The following is a 17,392-nucleotide window of genomic DNA, read 5'->3' as shown; positions in this document are numbered from 1 at the left end:
GCTCGACCGGTCAGGAAGCCGTCCTTCCGCTCCCTGCCACTTTCACCTGCTTGTTCGCACACAACCTCGATGGATGCGGAAGCCTTCCCTTCGTTTGCTACTTCCGCGGCTGCCCCGCCACTCCCCCATGAAACACGAACCCCGTGACCGGACACGACCCGCCCGCCCTCGGCGACCGGTGCCGCCCTGCGTGACCGATGCCTTACCATCCGCAGCCGCGGCGGCGCCATGCATTGCAGTAAAGGGGCATGCAACGCCATCCGTTCCGATTACATTCGTTGGTGAGGGAGGGAGTCATATGGCGAAGGACGCACCACCTCGCTGGGACCGCAGGATGCAGCAGCGCCTGGCCCGCGGGGAGGCAGCCGCCCTCGGTGAGCTGTACGACCGCTTCGCGACGCTCGTGCACGGCCTGGCCCACCGCGTGCTCGACGACGACTCGGACGCCGACCGCGTCACCCGCGAGGTCTTCGCCCACATCTGGGAGAACCCGGAGAGTTACGACCCGGGCCAGGGTCCCCTGCGGTCCTGGATAGCCGGTCTCGCGCACCAGCACGCCGTGCAGCGGCTGCGGCAGACCGAGACCGCCGCGCTCGCCCGCAGCGGCGCCGGCACCGCCGAGGACCTCGAGCGCAAGGTGCGCCAGGCGTCCGTCGCGGCCCGCGCCGACTACATCGTGACGTCCATGCCCGCACCGCTGCGGGCCGCCCTCGAGCTGGCGTACTTCCAGCGCCGCGACTACCGCCAGACGGCCGCCGACCTCGGCGTCACCGAGGACGAGGCGCGGCGCCGGCTCCGGCTCGGCCTGCAGCTCCTGTCCACGGCCAACGACCAGCGCGCCCTGCACCACCGCCCGCGGAGAGCGCTGTGAGCGACGACCACTCCCTGCCGCCGGAGGAGCCCGACGACCCGGCCGGCGACAGCCCCGGTGAGACCCGGGGCAGCCCGCGCATACCCCCGCCCCGCAGCTCCGTCGAGGACACCGGCGGGCCGCTGCCGCCGGCGCCGCCGCCCGCCGCTCCTCCGGAGCCGACCCCACCCCCACCGCCGCCAGTGATCCCACCGCAGCTCGAACACACCGTCCTGAAGTCGCTGCTCGGCGCCTGGGCGCTCGCCGCCTGCTCGCCCGAGGAGGCGAAGGCCGTCGAGCTGCACCTCGACGGCTGCACCCCGTGCGCCGAGGAAGCGCTGCGGCTGCGCGACGCCGTCGGCCTGTTGCACCCGGAGGAGAGCCTCGACCTCGACCCGGGTCTGCGCAGCCGCGTCCTGGCCGGCTGTCTCGACCGCAGACCGCCCCGTATCCCCGTACCGGAATGGGCCGGTGCCTACGACGCGGAGACCGCCCGGCTCGACGCGCTGCTGCGCGACATGGGCGACTCCGAGTGGCACGCCCCGGTACGTCTGCGCTGGTACGAGGGCGACACCGGGCACCACCGCCGTACGACCGTGGCCGGCACCATCGCGCACCTGCTCACCGTGGACGGCCTCGCGGCGATGGCGATCGGCCTCGAGGACCCGCTCGGCGTGATGGCCCCGAAGAGCCGCAAGCCGACCGACCGCACCGAGAAGTACTGGCGCGGCTCCCGGTTCCCGCCGACCCGTTCCGTACGGCGGCCCTGGCGCCGGCAGAGCCACGCGATCGTACGGACCCTGTCGATCGCCGGCGCGACCAGCGCGGAGGTCCCCGTGCAGTACGGGACGTTCGAACTGCCGCTGCGGGACGCCCTGGTGGACCGGGCCTTCGAGACCTGGATCCACGCGGGCGACATCGCGGACGCCGTGGACTACCCGTACAAGCCGCCCGCGCCGCGGCATCTGCACCGCATGATCGACCTGGCGGCGCGGCTGCTGCCCGCGGCGCTCGCCGAGCGGCGCAGGAGCGGCTTCGCCACCCCTGCGAGCGGGCTCACCGAGGCCGGTACGCCGGGGCGCAGTCTGCTGCTCGAAGTGGAGGGAAGCGGCGGCGGCGAGTGGTACATCGCCCTCGACTCGCCGGGTGCGCTGGCCTCGCCGGAGCGTGCGGTGGCCCATGTCGCCCTGGACAGCGACGAGTTCTGCCAGCTGGCCGCGGGGCACATACCGCCCGAGGAGGCGGCCGCTGGCCAGGACGGCGACCGCGAGGCGATCCACGACGTGCTGGCCGCGGCGGCCTCGCTCAGCCGGATGTGAGGCGTTCCGCCGTCGGCCGTCTCAGGTGAAGACGACCGTGCGGCGGCCGTTGAGCAGGATGCGGTGCTCCGCGTGCCACTTCACCGCACGGGCGAGTGCCTGGCACTCGACGTCGCGGCCGATCGCCACCAGCTGCGCCGGCGTGACCTCGTGGCCGACCCGCTCGACCTCCTGCTCGATGATCGGGCCCTCGTCGAGGTCCGCGGTCACATAGTGCGCGGTGGCGCCGATCAGCTTCACGCCACGGGCGTGCGCCTGGTGGTACGGCTTGGCGCCCTTGAAGCTCGGCAGGAACGAGTGGTGGATGTTGATGATCCGGCCGCTCAGCTGCTTGCACAGATCGTCCGAGAGCACCTGCATGTACCGGGCGAGCACCACGAGCTCCACCCGCTCGACCCGCACAAGCTCGAGCACCTGTGCCTCGGCCTCGGCCTTGTTCTCCTTCGTCACCGGGATGTGGTGGAAGGGGATGTCGTACGAGGCGACCAGCTCGGCGAAGTCCGTGTGGTTGGACACGACCGCGGCGATCTCCACCGGCAGCGCGCCGGTGCGGGCGCGGAACAGCAGGTCGTTCAGGCAGTGGCCGAACTTGGACACCATCAGGACGATGCGCATCTTCTCGTCGGGCCGGTGGATCTGCCAGTCCATCCGGAACGAGTCGCCCACCGCGGCGAAGCTGGCCCGCAGCTTCTCCACGGTGACCGGCGGCTCCGCCGAGAAGTGCACGCGCATGAAGAACAGACCGGTGTCGTGGTCCCCGAACTGCTGGCTGTCCTCGATGTTGCAGCCGGTCATGAACAGATAGCTCGAGACGGCGTGCACGATGCCCTGCTTGTCGGGGCAGGACAGCGTGAGGACGTACTGGTCGGACTGCTCGGGGGCCGGCACGGGCTGCGCATTCATGTGCGGAAGGATCGCACACGCCCGGCCGCGGGTGCTCGGGCCGTCAGGCCGAGCGGGTCAGGATGCGGAGCACCTCGAGCGTCTTCGGCGGCGAGTCCGGATCCTCGCCGTCACCCGCGGCGAGCGCCACATGCGCCTCGCGGGCCGCCCGGACCGCCTCCGGCCAGCCCTGGTGCTCCAGATACGCGGAGACCGGGGCGTCGGGGCCGACCTCGTGCATGATGCGCAGCACCCTGAGGACGGCGACATCGACCAGGGACGCCTCCGACGCGTCGCGGAAGATCGTGCCGACGTATTTCTCCGCGGACCAGTTGTCCAGCCAGGTGTCCTCGACCAGGCGGTACACGGCGTCGGTGACGTCCCCGTACTCCTCGCGTCCGGCCAGCCAGCACTCCTGCTGGAAGACGGGGTCGGACAGCATGTGCAGGGCCGAGCGCACATTGCTGCGCCAGCGCCACCACGGCATGTCGTTGAGAGCCATGCCGCCCATGGTGGAGGAGCGACGGCCGCGACGGGAAGAGTTGTCCGAGCTTTGCACGGTTGCCGATCGTACGTTTCCGCTTCGCGACCGCCCGGTGCGGGTCGGCCCGGGGTCGTCGGGGGCCGGCTCGGCGGCTCCCGCTATTCACCTGTGCGTCACCGGGCGTTGAGGCGGGGTCACTCGGAGGTTAGGAGTGGGGCGGAATCGTGCAGGTTCATGACCGCTCGGCGACGCACCAAGTCCACTCGCCCCTTCGTCAGCGTCGCGCTCGGCGCGGCCCTCGCGGTGTGTGCGACGTCACTGAGCGGCTGCGGCGTGCTCCCTGGGGCTGCGGGGGGCTCCGGGGAGCCCGTGGTGGTGATGACCTGGGCCCCGGAGAAGACCCGGGCGACCAATGTGCCGGGCGTCCCGGCGATGGCCCAGGCGTACGCGCGCTGGGTCAATGCGAACGGCGGCCTGGACGGCCGCGACCTCGAGGTCGTCACCTGCAACGAGCACAACGACGCCGCCGGCGCCGGCGACTGCGCGCGCCGCGCCGTCAAGGAGGACGTGGTCGCCGTCGTCGGCTCCTACAGCCAGCACGCGCGTTCCTTCCTGTCCCCGCTGGAGGCGGCCGGCATCCCCTACATCGGCGGATTCGGGCTCACCAACGAGGAGTTCACCAGCTCCCAGTCGTATCCGGTCAACGGCGGTCTGGTCGCCCTGATGGCGGGCAACGGCCGGCAGCTCGCCAAGGCCTGCGACCGGGTCTCGCTGGTACGCCCGGACACCGTCGCCGGCGACGACCTGCCAAGGATCATGGAGTCGGGCCTGGCGGCGGGCAACGGCGCGGAGGTCGCCGACATCCGCGCCGCCGAGGACGCCACGGAGTTCACCTCCAAGGCCGAGGAGGCGCTGAACCAGGCGGGCGCGAACCCGGCGCTCGTGGCCGAGCTGGGTCAGGCGGGCGCGGCTGAGCGTTCCCGCTCCGGCTGCGTCACGGCCGCGCTCGGGGACCGTACGGACACGTTCTTCGACTCGTTCCGCCGGGCCAGGGAGGACTATCAGCAGGTGCGGATCTCCTCGGTGCTCGGCAGCGTGGACCAGTCCCTGGTGGACCGCTCCGGCGGCAAGGCCGGCCCGTACGAGGGGGCTTATGTCACCGGCTGGTACCCGGCGGCCGACGACAAGCGCTGGGACCCGATGCGCGAGGTGATCCGCAAGCACGCCTTCGACGACAACCGGATCGATCCGGCGTCGGCCGCGGTGCAGACGACCTGGATCGCGTACTCCGTACTGCGGCAGGTCGTCGAGTCGCTCGACGACGAGGTGACCGCGCGCACGATCAGCCGTGCGCTCAACTCGGGCGTGAAGGCCACCACGGGCGGGCTCACCCCGCCGCTGCGCTGGCGCTTCGAGGACACCATCGCGGCGCGCGAGTTCCCGCGCCTGGTCAATGCGCACGTGACCTTCCAGGTGGTCCGCGACGGGCGCCTGGTCGCGGCCCGCAAGAAGGCCGTCGACGTGTCCTCGGAGCTGGAGGACAGCCGGATCTGATCCGGCCGCCCCGGCCCGGTCCGCCGTGGCCGGTCAGAGGTCGACGGGCTGGCGCTGGGTGAGCTGGTACTTCGTGGCCAGCGGGTTCCAGATGCCGACGGCCTGCTTCTTCGCCGCGGAGGCGACGCCGCTCTGGCGGTCGCCGGAGCGCTTGTGCGGGGTCTGGCCGGCCTTCTTGTTCTTGCCCTTGCCCTTGCAGGTCTCGCCGGCCCAGGCCGCGTAGTGGTTGTCCGCCGATGCGGAGGCCTTCCAGGCGCGGTTGAGGGAGGCGGTCAGCCGCGCGTTGTCCGGGATCTTGTCGACCTTCAGCTCGGCGAGGCGGGTGACCAGGCTGGTGCGCTGGCGGGCGGCGCCGCGCAGGTCGCGGGCGGCCTGCGGCAGGTTCTTGCAGGACTTGATGAGCTCGACGGAGCGGATCACCGCGGCCCGGCTGTTGTTGCTGTCCTCGAGGAGCTTGTCGAGCTGCTCGGCCTGCTCCTTGGCGGGGTCGGCCGTCGGCGACGGGCTGGGCTCGGACTTCTTCGTCGGGTCGGTCGCGGCGACGGTGCGCGGTTCGTCGGAGCTGTCGTCGCCTCCGGCCATGTTGATCAGGACGCCCGCGCCGAGGCCGACGAGCGCGATGGCGACGCCGATCGCGGCCAGCATCGGGACCTTGGATCCGGTGCTCGAGGAGCCCTCGGAGGCGGCGCGGCGGTTCGCTGCGCGGCCGCGCGGCGGCTCACCGCCCGGGTCCGGGGACCGGTGCGGCGCCGGGGCCTCGAAGCGGGGCATCTGCTGCGTCGAGTCGGTGCCGTCGCCGCCCGGGGCCGGCTCGTTGCGGAAGAGGCTGTCGAACTCGGGCGGCGGCTGCCGGTCGCCCGGCGCCCCGGGCCGGATGCCGTACGGGGCACCGGTCGGCTGCGCGGGGACGGGGGCGATGTACTGGGTGGCCTCGACGTCGGGGTCGGCGCCGGCGGCCGCGGACGGCTGCGGGGCGCGGTGCGCCGGCGGCGCCTGCTGCGGTACGTCGGACCTGCGGCCGAGGAACTGGGTGGCGTCCACGGGCTGCTCGGGCGGCAGGGCGCCGGGGAGGCCGGGAGCCGGGTCCTGCGGGGCGTACGCGGGCGGACCCGAGGGGGCGGTCGGGGCCGCGTGGGCGCCGGGTGACGGCGCGGCGTGCGCGCCCTGGGCGGGTGGGAAGCCGGGGCCTGCCGCCGCGGCGTCGGTCCCCGGCATCGGTCCGGGAGGGCCGTTCTGTCCCGGTACAGGCGGAATGAGTTGGGTCGCGCCCTCGTCGGCGGCGCCGGGATCGGCTGGGACCGGCGGGATGTACTGCGTGGCCCCCTCGTCGACTCCGGCCGGCGGCGAACCGGCCGGGCTCGCGGGAGTCGCCCCGGGCTGCTGCGCCCACGCGGCGGAGCCCTCGGCGTACGGGGCGGGGCCACCGTAGGGCGCGTCACCCGGAGACGGGTCGCCGTACGACGGGCCGCCCTGGGACCCGTCGCCGTACGAAGGGCCCTCCTGGGACCCGTCGCCGTACGAGCCGTCGCCGTAGCCGCCCTGTCCGGGCCCCCCGGCCCCCGCACCGTCCTGACCCGGTCCCCACGGCTGCCCCCAGGGCAGTCCACCGGCCGGTACGGTCTGGTCCGGAAGGCCGCCGGATATGAGGGGCTCCCCGCCGTCCGCGGGCAGCACGACGCCCTCGTGCGCGGGCCGTGCCGCGGGATACTGCGGCTCCTCGCCCTGTCCGCTCTGCGTCACCGGTACTCCTACACCTGGGGGACCTTCGCAATCGTCGCTTCACGCTACCGGGTCCCCGAGCCCCCTTTCCACGCAGCAGCGGCCCCCTGGCACCGCAGTAACAAGACCCGTGCCCCGTACGCTGATTAAGGCCGTCCCCAGCAGCGACGGAGCCGATCCGGACACTGTGACGCAGCTCGCGCATGAGCTGGCTCACGCCGTGGAAGCGCAGGTGGCTCAGGCCGCCCGCGCGTCGACCCGGGCGCCGAAGTCCCGTACCGCGGGCGTCCGGGCGTACGGTTCGAGCCGCGCGCGGAAGTCGTCCAGATACTCGGCGCCGCGGTTGGAGCGCAGCGTGGCCAGGAGCTCCACGGCCCGCGTCCCGGTGTGGCAGGCCTGCTCCACCTCCCGCTGCTCCAACTCGGCGGTGGCGAGCAGCAGAAGACCGATCGCCCGCCGCCTGGCACGGCCCTCCGGATGGCCCTCGAGCGACTCGCGGGCCGCCCGCGCCGATTCCTCCGGCCGTCCCAGATCGCGGTGGCAGTGCGCCAACTCGTCGGCCAGATAGGCCTCGTCGAAGTGCGCGATCCACACCGGGTCGTCCCCGGAGTGCGCCGTCGCCCGCTCCATCGCGCTCTGCGCGCGCGACGCCACCGACTGCGCCGAGCGCCCGTCCCCCAGCAGGGCGTGCCCGCGCGCCTCGGCCGCGTAGAACATCGCCTCGGTACGCGGTGTGACGCGCCCGCGTGCGCCCTCCTGCGCGGCCCGCGCGAGCTGGGAGATCTCCCGAGGATTGCCGAGCTGAGCGGCCAAGTGGCTCATGGACGCCGCCAGTACGTATCCGCCGTAGCCGCGGTCGCCGGCGGCCTGGGCGAGCCGGAGGGCCTGGATGTAGTAGCGCTGGGCGAGCCCGGGCTGCCCGGTGTCCACCGCCATGTAGCCGGCGACCTCGGTCAACCGGGCCACCGCGCCGAAGAGTTCACGCCCGACCGCCTCCCGGTACGACCCGGCGAGCAGACCCGACACCACCGAGTTGAGGTAGTGCACCACCACGGGCCGTACGTGCCCGCTGCCGTACTGGTGGTCCAGGCGTACCAGCGAGTCGGTCATCGCGCGCACCGCGGCCACGTCGGACGGGCCGACGCGCGGGCCGGCGGACCGGGCGACATGGGCGTCGGTGGCGGTGATCAGCCAGTCGCGGCTCGGCTCGACGAGCGCGGACGCGGCGACCGAGGATCCGGCGAGGAAGTCGCGGCGGCCGACGTCGCTGCGCCACAGCTCGCAGACCTGCTCCATCGCACCGAGCACGGTCGGCGAGAACTGCAGGCCGACTCCGGAGGCCAGATTCTTGCCGTTGGCCATGCCGATCTCGTCGATGGTGACGGTGCGGCCCAGCTTGCGGCCGATCGCCTCGGCGATCACCGCGGGCGCCCGGCCGCGCGGCTGCTGGCCGCGCAGCCAGCGGGCGACGGACGTCTTGTCGTAGCGAAGGTCGAGGCCGTGCTCCGCGCCGCAGAGATTGACCCGGCGGGCGAGTCCGGCGTTGGAGCAGCCGGCTTCCTGGATGAGCGACTGCAGCCGTTCGTTCGGCTGTCGCGCGACGAGAGGCCTTGCGGCCATGGCGTAACCCCCTGGTGTGCGCCGAGAGACAACATCCCCGATGATCAATGCCCCGCCGGCAAACGGAAGATGCGGGACATAACCAGACATGCGAGATGTGCACGGAATCCACGCAGTGCGACGGGCCTGCCGAAACCCTCCGGACTGCGGCGTTTCCTCCCGTTCGGCTACCCAACGCAGGAGCGGATCGTGCTGCGCGCCCCCGGACATGCACCCATGCGCCCCAGGGTGTGTCCGCAAAGTCCCGTGCGGTGCTCGCGGTGTCCGGTGCGTGCTCTCGGCGTGCCGGCCGGAAGTCCTCGTACTGGACCGTACTTGGGCTTTCGGCCGGTGCGGCGAGAGTGCGTGCCGGGCGCCGTGAGTGCCGTGCGGGACTTTGCGGACACACCCCCGTGCAGAATCGATGCGCCCGACCAGCGCGCAGGGCGGGCGCTCGGCGGCCGTAACCCGGATCTGCGGCGGAAGTTGAGTGGTGCGTGGAAGAGACGATCGAAGTCACCGGAGCCGGCCAGATCCCCCAGCAGCGCGGGGAGCGACTGACCGACGGCGGTCAACTCACCGACCATGCCGTGCGGTACGCCGAGGAGCGGCACTGGGACGTGTTCCCCGGCACCAGCCTGTCGCCCGTCGAGGACGACGCCGGGGCGGTGCGCTGCTCCTGCGGGGACACCGGCTGCGCACGCCCCGGCGCGCACCCCGCGCGCGACGACTGGGCGGCGCAGGCGACCGGCAGCGCCCGCGCGGTGCGCCGGCTGTGGACGAAGCAGCCGGGGGCCTCGATCCTGCTGCCGACCGGGCGCACCTTCGACGCGATCGACGTCCCCGAGACGGCCGGCTTCCTGGCCCTGGCCCGGATGGAGCGGATGGAGCTCACCCTCGGCCCGGTCACCGTCACCCCCGATCGCCGGATGCAGTTCCTGGCGCTGCCCGGCACCGCGGCGCAGGTCCCGGACCTGGTGCGCAAGCTCGGCTGGCCGCCCGCCAAGCTCGATCTGCGCCCGCTCGGTGAGGGCGACTGGATCGCCGCGCCGCCCACCCGCTTCGGCCGCGGCGGCGCCGTCCAGTGGGCCTGCCGGCCGACCGCGGCCAACCGCTGGCTGCCGGACGCCGACGAACTGATCAGCCCGCTCGCGTACGCCTGCGCCCGCGAGCGGCGCTGAAGCCGGCGCATCCGCCCTCCGGGCCCCTCGCCCCGTAGAACGTGCGCGCGAAAAGCCCTCCGGTCCGTATCGTGACCATGAGCATGGTGATCGACTGCGTCGCGGCCGACGGCGTCGTGATCGACAGGACCGTGTTCGACAGCACCGTGATCGTCAGCAGGCCACGCGTACGGGACGCGGGTTCGGGGCGTGGGTTCGGAGGGAAGCACCGGTGGACGAGGCAGTACGCGTAGAGGGCCTGTGGAAACGCTTCGGCGAGCAGATCGCCGTGTCCGGGATCGATCTGGTCCTGCCGGCGGGCAAGTTCATCGGCCTCGTCGGGCCGAACGGCGCGGGCAAGACGACCACCCTGTCCATGGTCACCGGCCTGCTCAGGCCGGACCAGGGCAGCGTCCACGTGGTCGGCCACGACGTGTGGCGCGATCCGGCCGAGGTGAAGGCCAGGATCGGCGTACTGCCCGAGGGCCTGCGGCTCTTCGAGCGGCTCTCGGGGCGTGAACTCCTCGAGTACACCGGCCGGTTGCGCGGCCTGCCGGGCGAGGAGGTGGACAAGCGGGCCACCCAGCTCCTGGACGTACTCGACCTGGCGGGCTCCCAGCACAAGCTCGTCGTCGACTACTCGACCGGTATGCGCAAGAAGATCGGCCTTGCGTCCGCGCTGCTGCACAATCCCGAAGTGCTGTTCCTGGACGAGCCGTTCGAGGGCGTGGACCCGGTCTCCGCGCAGACCATCCGGGTCGTGCTCGAGCGGTACACCGCCTCCGGCGCGACGGTGGTCTTCTCCAGCCATGTGATGGAGCTGGTGGAGTCGCTGTGCGACTGGGTCGCGGTGATGGCCGCCGGACGCATCCGCGCACAGGGCACCCTCGAGGAGGTGCGCGGTGACGCCACCTCGCTGCAGGACGCGTTCCTCGAACTGGTCGGCGCGGGCGGGCTCCAGGACGGCAGCTCCCTGGACTGGCTCGGGGGCGGCGCCCGATGAGCACCACGACCCCGGTCAAGCCCACCGCCCCGCCGAACACCACGGCCGCCCTGACGCCCGTGATGGTCCGCCTGAAGCTGTCCCTGCTGCGCAACGGGCTGCGCCAGTCGGCCGGCCGGCGGGCCGCGTACATCGCCTCGATGGTCTTCTCGCTGCTCTTCGCGGCGCTCCAGCTGCTCGGCCTGCTGCTGCTGCGCGGCCATGAGCACGCGGCGACCGTCGTGGTGCTGCTCACGGCGGTCCTCGCGCTCGGCTGGGCCGTGATGCCGCTGTTCTTCCCGAGCGGCGACGAGACCCTCGACCCGACCCGTCTGGTGATGCTGCCGCTGCGGGCGAAGCCGCTGGTCGGCGCGCTGCTCGCGGCGTCGCTCGTGGGCATCGGCCCGCTGTTCACGCTCTGTCTCGTGCTCGGCTCGGTGATCGCCGTCGCGCACGGCGCGGCGGCCGTGGTCGTCGGGGTGTTCGCCGGGGTGCTCACGATCCTGGTGTGCGTGGCGCTCGCCCGTGCCGTGGCCGCCGCCAACACCCGCCTGCTGACCAGCCGCAAGGGCCGCGACCTGGCCGTACTGAGCGGACTGATCATCGCGGTCGGCGCGCAGGTGGTGAACTTCGGCGCCCAGCGGCTCGGGCGGGCCGGCGGCCTCGAGCCCCTCGAACCGTACGCCGACGTGGTGCGCTGGATCCCGCCCGCCTCCTCGATCGCCGCGGTCGACTCGGCGGGCGACGGCGCCTACCCGGTGGCGCTCGCCCAACTCGCCCTGTCCGCACTGGCCCTCGGCGCCCTGCTGTGGTGGTGGCAGCGGAGCCTGACCCGCCTGATGACCATGCCGGACGGTTCGACGCTCGCCGCCGCCGAGCAGAGCGCCGACAAGGAGCGCTCCACGGGCCTGTCCCGGCTGCTGCCCGCGGGCCGCACCGGCACGGCGATGGAGCGCACCCTGCGCTACGTCTGGCGGGACCCCAAGACCAAGGCGGCGTGGGTGACCTCGCTCGCGATCGGCCTGATCGTGCCGGTGTTCAACGCCCTGCAGGGCACCGGCTCGGTGTACTTCGCCTGCTTCGCGGCGGGCATGCTCGGCACCCAGATGTACAACCAGTTCGGCCAGGACACCTCGGCCTTCTGGATGGTCGCCATGACGATCTCCTCGCCCCGGGACGCCTATCTCGAACTGCGCGCCCGCGCCCTGGCGTTGCTGGTCGTCACGCTGCCGTACGCGGCCCTCGTCACACTCCTGACCACGGGCATGATCGGCGACTGGGGGGCGCTGCCGGAGACCTTCGGGCTGTCCTTCGCGCTGCTCGGTGCGATGCTCGCGACCGGTGCCTGGGCCTCGGCGAGCTATGCGTACTCGATCCCGCAGGAGGGGCACAAGAACGTCGCGCCCGGGCAGGCCGGCCTCGCCTGGATCTCGATCTTCGGCGGGATGCTCGCGGCGGCGGTGATCTGCGCGCCGCTGCTCGCCCTGACGATCTGGATGCATCTCTCGGGCGCGCACGACTGGCTGTGGCTGCTCCTCCCGATCGGCACGGCCTACGGCTGGCTCGTCACCCTCGGCGGCCTGCGCCTGGCCGCTCCGCGCACGGCGAACCGACTGCCGGAGATCCTGGCGGCGGTCAGCAAGGGGTGACGGTCCGGCGGGTGCCCGCTCGGTGGGGTGCTCCGGCGGTCGTCCCCAGGTCGTAGCCCTCTTCTGCCGTACGGGGGAGCCAGGTTCGGACCGCGGGGCGATCCGCCGCACGGGGCTCGGCTGTGAGCGTGGGGCCGCGTGGCGGGCGGCGCACCCGCCCGTTCCAGGAGTGTTCCGGCGGCTGCAACCGGCCGCCCGGGCCGTGCCGTTGGCCGCCCTGCCGTCGGGGCCGTACTGCTCACCCTGCGGTGGGCCGTCCGCGCGCTCGTCACCCGGATCCAGGGCCCGACGATCCGGGGCGAGCCACTGCCCGAGGACTTCCCCGCACGGGCCGGCGGGCGGCAGGGACGCGGCCGGGCCCTGCCGGCGCGCCGCGGCTCAGCTCGTCAGGACGCCGTCCAGGAACGGCTCGACCGCCGCGCGCCAGCCCTCCGGCCGGTCGTAGTGCACCAGATGTCCGGCGTCGGGGACCTCCGCGTACTCGCCGCGGGGCAGTACCCGGACCATCTCCTGGGCCTCCGCGCGGCCGAGTTCGCCGTCCAGGCCGCGGACCACCAGGGCCGGGCACTGGACCTGGGCCAGCTCCTCCCAGTGCGCGTCGTACACCCACGTCTCGCGGGAGACCAGCATCTGGTCGTGGGCGAACACCGGGCGCCAGCCGTCGTCGGACTCGGTCATCACCTCGGCGTAGAAATCGCCGCGGGCCGGGTTGGGGCGCTCCACCCACGGGTCGTCCTCGCCGAACCACTTGCGTACGTCGGCGAGGGTCGCGAAGGGCAGCGGCCAGGCCTTGAACCAGTCCGCCCACTCGCGCTGCGAGGCCGCGCCCAGCGGAGAGGCCTTCATGTCGCAGATGATCAGGCCGCTGACCAGGTCGGGACGGCGGGCGGCGAGCTGCCAGGCGGTGAGCGCTCCCATCGAGTGGCCGATGAGCACGGCAGGGGCGAGACCGAGCTGGACGAGGGCGGCCTCGGCGTCGTCGACGTAGGCGTCGCGGGTGTAGGGGCCCTGCGGGGGCTTGTCGCTCTGGCCGTGGCCGCGCTGGTCGAGGGCGACGGCGCGGTGGCGCTCGGCGAGCCAGCGGGCGGTGCCCGCCCAGTGCGAGGCGCGACCCATCAGGCCGTGGAGTAACAGCACGCCCGGCGAGGGCGGTTCGGGAGCTCCCCGGTGCTCCGGCCGGGAGGAACTCCAGAGCTTCGGAGGGTCGGCGTACTCCCAGGCGGCGAGACGTGCGCCCCCTGCCCCCGATACGTCGATGCGTCGCACCATGGTCCTGGCACCCCCTCTGCGGGCCGACTTGCCCCGGCTCGTCCCGTACGACCGACTGTCCTGCACGACCTACCGAGTCGTACAGCCGACCGTGCCGTACGGGAAACGCTGTAGAACCTGCATTCGAAAACGGTGGTTCTGGCGGCAACACCCCTCGTTCGAGTGACCACCCTCAAGGAATGATCGGCGTGGCCGAGGGGAGACCTTTTGCGGGAGGCGGGCCGCTCGGGGAAAACGGTCCGACGGGATTGACCCTGGGAGCTCGGGGCTCCGGGTCAGCACAGGGGAGGACAGGCCCCGGCGCCGCGAGGCGCCGGGGCCCTCTGTCACCCCAGGGCGTGTGCCGCGGGCGTGCGCGTCGCGGTGGCACATGTCCCGCCCCTCTCCCCGATCCCGATCCGTCACCCGGCGGTCAAGAGCCCTCACGTCATATGCCTCACGCGACAGGGTGGCATGCAAAACGTCCGGGCGCTGCCGTTCCGCACAGTGAATCTTCGTACGCGCCCTCGGTCGTCCGCCCCAAGTGCCCCTGCACAAGGGGCAGTTGAGCCAGATGGGCCGGCGCTTCACGCACGGTCCGCGGACCGTGCACCGGCCTGCGCCCGGTGTCCGTCAGCGCTTGGCGACGAACACGTGCGAGGCGATCTCCGACTCGAGCTCCGCCGCCTCACCGCTGCTGCCGACCAGCACGCCGCCGGGCGACTCGGTGACGCTGACGACCGCGCCGGGCTGCACGCCGGCCCTGCGCAGCGTGTACATCAGCTGGGCGTCGGTCTGGATCGGCTCGCCGATCCGGCGCACCACGACCGTCTTGCCCTCGGCGCCCGCGTCCAGGTCGGACAGGCTGACCATCCCCTCGTCCAGGAAGGGATCGGCCTCCGCCTTCTCGCCCAGCTCCTCGAGACCCGGGATCGGATTCCCGTACGGCGACTCGGTCGGGTGGCGGAGCAGATCGAGCACGCGGCGCTCGACCGCCTCACTCATCACGTGCTCCCAGCGGCAGGCCTCGGCGTGCACCTGCTCCCACTCCAGGCCGATCACGTCGACCAGCAGACACTCTGCGAGCCGGTGCTTGCGCATCACGCGGGTGGCCAGACGGCGGCCCTCCTCGGTCAGCTCCAGATGACGGTCGCTGGCGATGGAGACCAGTCCGTCGCGCTCCATGCGGGCCACCGTCTGGCTGACCGTCGGGCCGCTCTGATCGAGCCGCTCCGCGATCCGGGCACGCATGGGGACCACACCTTCCTCTTCGAGCTCGAGGATGGTGCGGAGGTACATCTCCGTGGTGTCGATCAGTCCGGACATACGTGCCCCTCGATGCTGTGACAGAAAATCGTCGTGCGGTGGCCCCGGCCTCAATTCTGACGCATACCGCCGACAACCGTGCCCCGCCCGCCGAAGGGATCCCCCAGAACCCGCCACAGGCCCGGAATTCCGGGCCCGTGGGACGATCCGAAGCCGATGCGGGAACGGTACGCGACCGAGCCGGACCGCGCCGTGCGCGCGACGCCGCCGGCCCGGGCGGCCCGTATTGACAGGCCACTGGTCCAGACCGCAACGTGAGCGGCGACACATGGCGGAAGGGGCCTGCTCGATGGACGGGAACAAGCTGGCGGACCAGTATTTCGACGCCGCGATCGGCCTGCTCCAGCGGGTGCGCGACGAGGAGTCCGAGTCCGTCGCCGCCGCGGCCGCGCTGATCGCGGACACCGTCGAGGCGGACGGTCGGCTCTTCGCCTTCGGCGCGGGGCACTCCTCGCTCGCCGCCCAGGACATCGTGTACCGGGCGGGCGGGCTCGCCCTGATGAACCTGCTCGCCGTGCCCGGCGTCGTCGGTGTCGACGTCATGCCCGCGACCCTCGGCTCCGCCCTCGAGCGGGTGGACGGCCTGGCCGGCGCGGTGCTCGACACCAGCCCCGCGAAGGCCGGCGACGTCCTGGTGATCATCTCCCTGTCCGGGCGGAACGCCCTGCCTGTGGAGATGGCCATGAACGCCCGCGCGCTCGGCCTCAAGGTGATCGGCGTGACATCGGTGGCGTACGCGACGGAGACCAGGTCCCGGCACGCCTCGGGCACCTTCCTCAAGGACCACTGCGACATCGTCCTCGACAGCAAGATCACGGTCGGGGACGCGGAGCTCACCGCGGACGGCATCGAGGCCCCCTTCGGACCGGCGTCGAGCGTCGTCACCAACGCCCTCCTGCAGGCCGTCATGGCCCGCGCGGCCGGCGACCTCGCGGCCCGCGGCATCGACCCGCCGCTGCTGCGCTCGGGCAATGTGGACGGCGGCCACGACTGGAACGGCCAGATCTTCGCCCGCTACGGGGACCGGATCTTCTACCGGCAGTGAGGACGGCCTCCACGCGCGCGTGGAGGCCGCTCGGTCGTCGCCCACGCGCGCGGCGTCAGCGCCCTGCCGGGTCCGGGCCCGCGAGGTCCAGGCTCGCGCCGATCCGTACGGCCACACTCTCCGCGTACATCGCCTCGCCGCGCTCGAACGGCGACCGTGTGACGCCCCGCAGGAAGGTCACCACGCCGACCGTGCGCCCCCGGCTGCGCGCCGCCACACACAGGGCGTGCACCGCGTCGGACGGCCACTGCCGGGCCTCGGCCCACCGCTCGGCCTCCGCGGGCCCGGCGGCGCCCGCAGAGGCGCGTACCGCCCCGGCCCGCTCCAGGCACTGCAGCGCCGGATGCCCCGGCGCGTACCGCAGCGGGATCCCGCCGTGGGCGAGCGACTGGACGGGCCCCGGCGTCCCGGCCGGCGTGGCCGCGGACCGCACCAGACGAGGCGGCTCGACGGATGCCGTCAGATCGATCAGGGCATGGTCGGCGAAGCCGGCGAGCGCGAAGTCCAGCTGGACCGTCGCCGCCTCGTAGGGGTCCTCGCACTCGGCGGAGGCGCGCGCGGCACGGTGCAGCTGATTGGCGCGGAACCGCAGCTGCGCGGCGTCCTGCTCGAGCTGCTTGGCCTCCGTGACGTCCACGAACAGCCAGCCCACGCCCAGCGGCACGGGCTCCTCCGCGAGCGGCGACGACAGGCGTACGAAGCCACTGCGCCAGCAGCGCCGCGACTCGCCCTCGTCGGTGCGCAGGGTCACCCACATCTCGGCCGGCTCGGGCGGTGCACCCTCGGCGAGCACGTGCGTGAAGGCGTTCTCCAGGTCCTCGACGCCCTGGGTGAGGAGCTCGCCGAGCGGGCGGCCGAGCAGGGAGCTGCGGCCCACGCCGAGTGCGTGTGCCGCGTGGGCGTTCACCACGGCGGGGCGCAGATCGGCGTCCACCAGGACCACTCCCCAGGACGCCGAGTCGAAGAGCGCCTCGCTGAGTGCGATGGACCGCTCCAGGTCGATCTGGGTGTGCACCTCGCTGAACGCGCAGTACACGCCCGCCGGTTCGCCGTCCGGGCCGCGCACGGCCGCGGACTGGGTACGGACCAGGACCCGGCCGCCGTCCTTGGTCAGCAGCGCGAACTCGTGCACCTGGCGTCCGGGCGAGCCCATCGCGCCGAGCAGCCGCTGCGCCACCTCGTCGGCGTCGGCGCTGCGGACCGCCCAGCCGGCGAAGCCGCGGCGGCCGACGGCCTCCTCCGCCGTCCAGCCGAGGATGCGCTCCGCCTCGCGGTTCCAGTGGGTGACCACGCCGTCGGCGTCGAAGGCACACAGTGCCGCGTCCATGCCGTCGAGCAGGGCCGCGAGCAGGTCGTCGGAGCCCGGTCCGTCCCTGTCCGGGTCGTGTTCCGGATCCCTTTCGGGATCCCGTTCGGGCTCGGGGTCTCCGGAACCCAAGGAGTCCGCGGTACCACTGCGCCGGGAAGCACTCACCTGGCCACCCCCATGCAGGACGAGTCAGCTTGTCGGTGTGCACTGATCGGTGTGCACCGCACACCGATCATTCAACTCGAACGTGACGCACCGCACAGGAG

Annotated in this window: 15 protein-coding genes; 8 read left to right on the top strand and 7 right to left on the bottom strand. The window is 72.9% G+C overall.

What is annotated here, in order from left to right:
• Window positions 1-298: 298 nt before the first annotated feature.
• Window positions 299-871 carry a sigma-70 family RNA polymerase sigma factor gene (locus tag DY218_RS12460; RefSeq protein ID WP_128556042.1) on the top strand — a complete coding sequence of 191 codons (573 nt, stop codon included), beginning with the start codon at window positions 299-301 and terminating at the stop codon, window positions 869-871.
• Window positions 868-2,169: a zf-HC2 domain-containing protein gene (locus DY218_RS12455; protein WP_128556041.1), complete on the top strand. Its 1,302-nt coding sequence runs from the start codon at window positions 868-870 to the stop codon at window positions 2,167-2,169. Before DY218_RS12460 ends, DY218_RS12455 begins: the two co-directional genes overlap by 4 nt.
• A gap of 21 nt (window positions 2,170-2,190) precedes the next feature.
• On the opposite strand, the gene purU is transcribed toward DY218_RS12455, so the two are convergent.
• Together purU and DY218_RS12445 are read right to left on the bottom strand one after the other, a co-directional pair.
• Window positions 2,191-3,072: a formyltetrahydrofolate deformylase gene (gene purU, locus DY218_RS12450; protein ID WP_128556040.1), complete on the bottom strand. Its 882-nt coding sequence runs from the start codon at window positions 3,070-3,072 to the stop codon at window positions 2,191-2,193.
• 43 nt (window positions 3,073-3,115) lie between these two features.
• Window positions 3,116-3,562 carry an SCO4402 family protein gene (locus tag DY218_RS12445; RefSeq protein WP_199566708.1) on the bottom strand — a complete coding sequence of 149 codons (447 nt, stop codon included), beginning with the start codon at window positions 3,560-3,562 and terminating at the stop codon, window positions 3,116-3,118.
• Between the two features lie 207 nt (window positions 3,563-3,769).
• Between DY218_RS12445 and DY218_RS12440 the strand changes: the two genes are divergently transcribed.
• On the top strand, window positions 3,770-5,089 hold the full coding sequence (locus tag DY218_RS12440) for an ABC transporter substrate-binding protein (RefSeq protein WP_128556038.1): 1,320 nt from the start codon (window positions 3,770-3,772) through the stop codon (window positions 5,087-5,089).
• A 33-nt stretch (window positions 5,090-5,122) separates the two neighbouring features.
• Here the strand turns inward: DY218_RS12440 and DY218_RS12435 are convergent, their stop codons facing one another.
• Together DY218_RS12435 and DY218_RS12430 are read right to left on the bottom strand one after the other, a co-directional pair.
• Window positions 5,123-6,829 (bottom strand): hypothetical protein, encoded by a 1,707-nt coding sequence (locus DY218_RS12435; protein ID WP_128556037.1) that lies wholly within the window; start codon window positions 6,827-6,829, stop codon window positions 5,123-5,125.
• Window positions 6,830-7,045: 216 nt separating this feature from the next.
• Window positions 7,046-8,428: a transcriptional regulator gene (locus DY218_RS12430; protein WP_128556036.1), complete on the bottom strand. Its 1,383-nt coding sequence runs from the start codon at window positions 8,426-8,428 to the stop codon at window positions 7,046-7,048.
• 476 nt (window positions 8,429-8,904) lie between these two features.
• On the opposite strand from DY218_RS12430, the gene DY218_RS12425 reads away from it, so the two are divergent.
• The 4 genes from DY218_RS12425 (at window position 8,905) to DY218_RS12415 (ending at window position 12,198) form a co-directional block, all read left to right on the top strand.
• A complete protein-coding gene (locus tag DY218_RS12425; protein WP_128556035.1) occupies window positions 8,905-9,588 on the top strand; it encodes a bifunctional DNA primase/polymerase in 684 nt (227 codons plus the stop codon).
• Between the two features lie 77 nt (window positions 9,589-9,665).
• A complete protein-coding gene (locus DY218_RS34205) occupies window positions 9,666-9,821 on the top strand; it encodes a hypothetical protein (protein ID WP_158574026.1) in 156 nt (51 codons plus the stop codon).
• Window positions 9,800-10,570 carry an ABC transporter ATP-binding protein gene (locus tag DY218_RS12420; protein WP_128556034.1) on the top strand — a complete coding sequence of 257 codons (771 nt, stop codon included), beginning with the start codon at window positions 9,800-9,802 and terminating at the stop codon, window positions 10,568-10,570. Before DY218_RS34205 ends, DY218_RS12420 begins: the two co-directional genes overlap by 22 nt.
• Window positions 10,567-12,198: a transporter gene (locus DY218_RS12415; protein ID WP_128556033.1), complete on the top strand. Its 1,632-nt coding sequence runs from the start codon at window positions 10,567-10,569 to the stop codon at window positions 12,196-12,198. The genes DY218_RS12420 and DY218_RS12415 overlap by 4 nt, the downstream gene beginning before the upstream one ends.
• Window positions 12,199-12,576: 378 nt before the next feature.
• Here DY218_RS12415 and DY218_RS12405 read toward each other — a convergent pair whose 3' ends face one another.
• Window positions 12,577-13,467, bottom strand: a complete 891-nt coding sequence (locus tag DY218_RS12405) for an alpha/beta fold hydrolase (RefSeq protein ID WP_128556031.1) — start codon at window positions 13,465-13,467, stop codon at window positions 12,577-12,579.
• Between the two features lie 612 nt (window positions 13,468-14,079).
• Window positions 14,080-14,772 carry a metal-dependent transcriptional regulator gene (locus DY218_RS12400; RefSeq protein ID WP_128556030.1) on the bottom strand — a complete coding sequence of 231 codons (693 nt, stop codon included), beginning with the start codon at window positions 14,770-14,772 and terminating at the stop codon, window positions 14,080-14,082.
• Between the two features lie 289 nt (window positions 14,773-15,061).
• On the opposite strand from DY218_RS12400, the gene DY218_RS12395 reads away from it, so the two are divergent.
• Window positions 15,062-15,817: an SIS domain-containing protein gene (locus tag DY218_RS12395; RefSeq protein ID WP_128556029.1), complete on the top strand. Its 756-nt coding sequence runs from the start codon at window positions 15,062-15,064 to the stop codon at window positions 15,815-15,817.
• 55 nt (window positions 15,818-15,872) lie between these two features.
• Here the strand turns inward: DY218_RS12395 and DY218_RS12390 are convergent, their stop codons facing one another.
• Window positions 15,873-17,291 (bottom strand): PAS domain-containing protein, encoded by a 1,419-nt coding sequence (locus DY218_RS12390; RefSeq protein WP_128556028.1) that lies wholly within the window; start codon window positions 17,289-17,291, stop codon window positions 15,873-15,875.
• Window positions 17,292-17,392: the final 101 nt, after the last annotated feature.

It is taken from the genome of Streptomyces triticagri, from assembly GCF_003429565.1.
Classification (GTDB): Bacteria; Actinomycetota; Actinomycetes; order Streptomycetales; family Streptomycetaceae; genus Streptomyces; species Streptomyces triticagri.
This window is presented reverse-complemented; position numbering and strand designations above follow the sequence as displayed.

Excerpts from the sequence above, each read along its gene's own strand:
- purU (WP_128556040.1), bottom strand. The coding sequence starts at position 3,072 with ATGAATGCGCAGCCCGTGCCGGCCCCCGAGCAGTCCGACCAGTACGTC.
- DY218_RS12430 (WP_128556036.1), bottom strand. The coding sequence starts at position 8,428 with ATGGCCGCAAGGCCTCTCGTCGCGCGACAGCCGAACGAACGGCTGCAG.
- DY218_RS12460 (WP_128556042.1), top strand. The coding sequence starts at position 299 with ATGGCGAAGGACGCACCACCTCGCTGGGACCGCAGGATGCAGCAGCGC.
- DY218_RS12405 (WP_128556031.1), bottom strand. The coding sequence starts at position 13,467 with ATGGTGCGACGCATCGACGTATCGGGGGCAGGGGGCGCACGTCTCGCC.
- DY218_RS12440 (WP_128556038.1), top strand. The coding sequence starts at position 3,770 with ATGACCGCTCGGCGACGCACCAAGTCCACTCGCCCCTTCGTCAGCGTC.
- DY218_RS12400 (WP_128556030.1), bottom strand. The coding sequence starts at position 14,772 with ATGTCCGGACTGATCGACACCACGGAGATGTACCTCCGCACCATCCTC.
- DY218_RS12395 (WP_128556029.1), top strand. The coding sequence starts at position 15,062 with ATGGACGGGAACAAGCTGGCGGACCAGTATTTCGACGCCGCGATCGGC.
- DY218_RS12415 (WP_128556033.1), top strand. The coding sequence starts at position 10,567 with ATGAGCACCACGACCCCGGTCAAGCCCACCGCCCCGCCGAACACCACG.
- DY218_RS12445 (WP_199566708.1), bottom strand. The coding sequence starts at position 3,562 with ATGGGCGGCATGGCTCTCAACGACATGCCGTGGTGGCGCTGGCGCAGC.
- DY218_RS34205 (WP_158574026.1), top strand. The coding sequence starts at position 9,666 with ATGAGCATGGTGATCGACTGCGTCGCGGCCGACGGCGTCGTGATCGAC.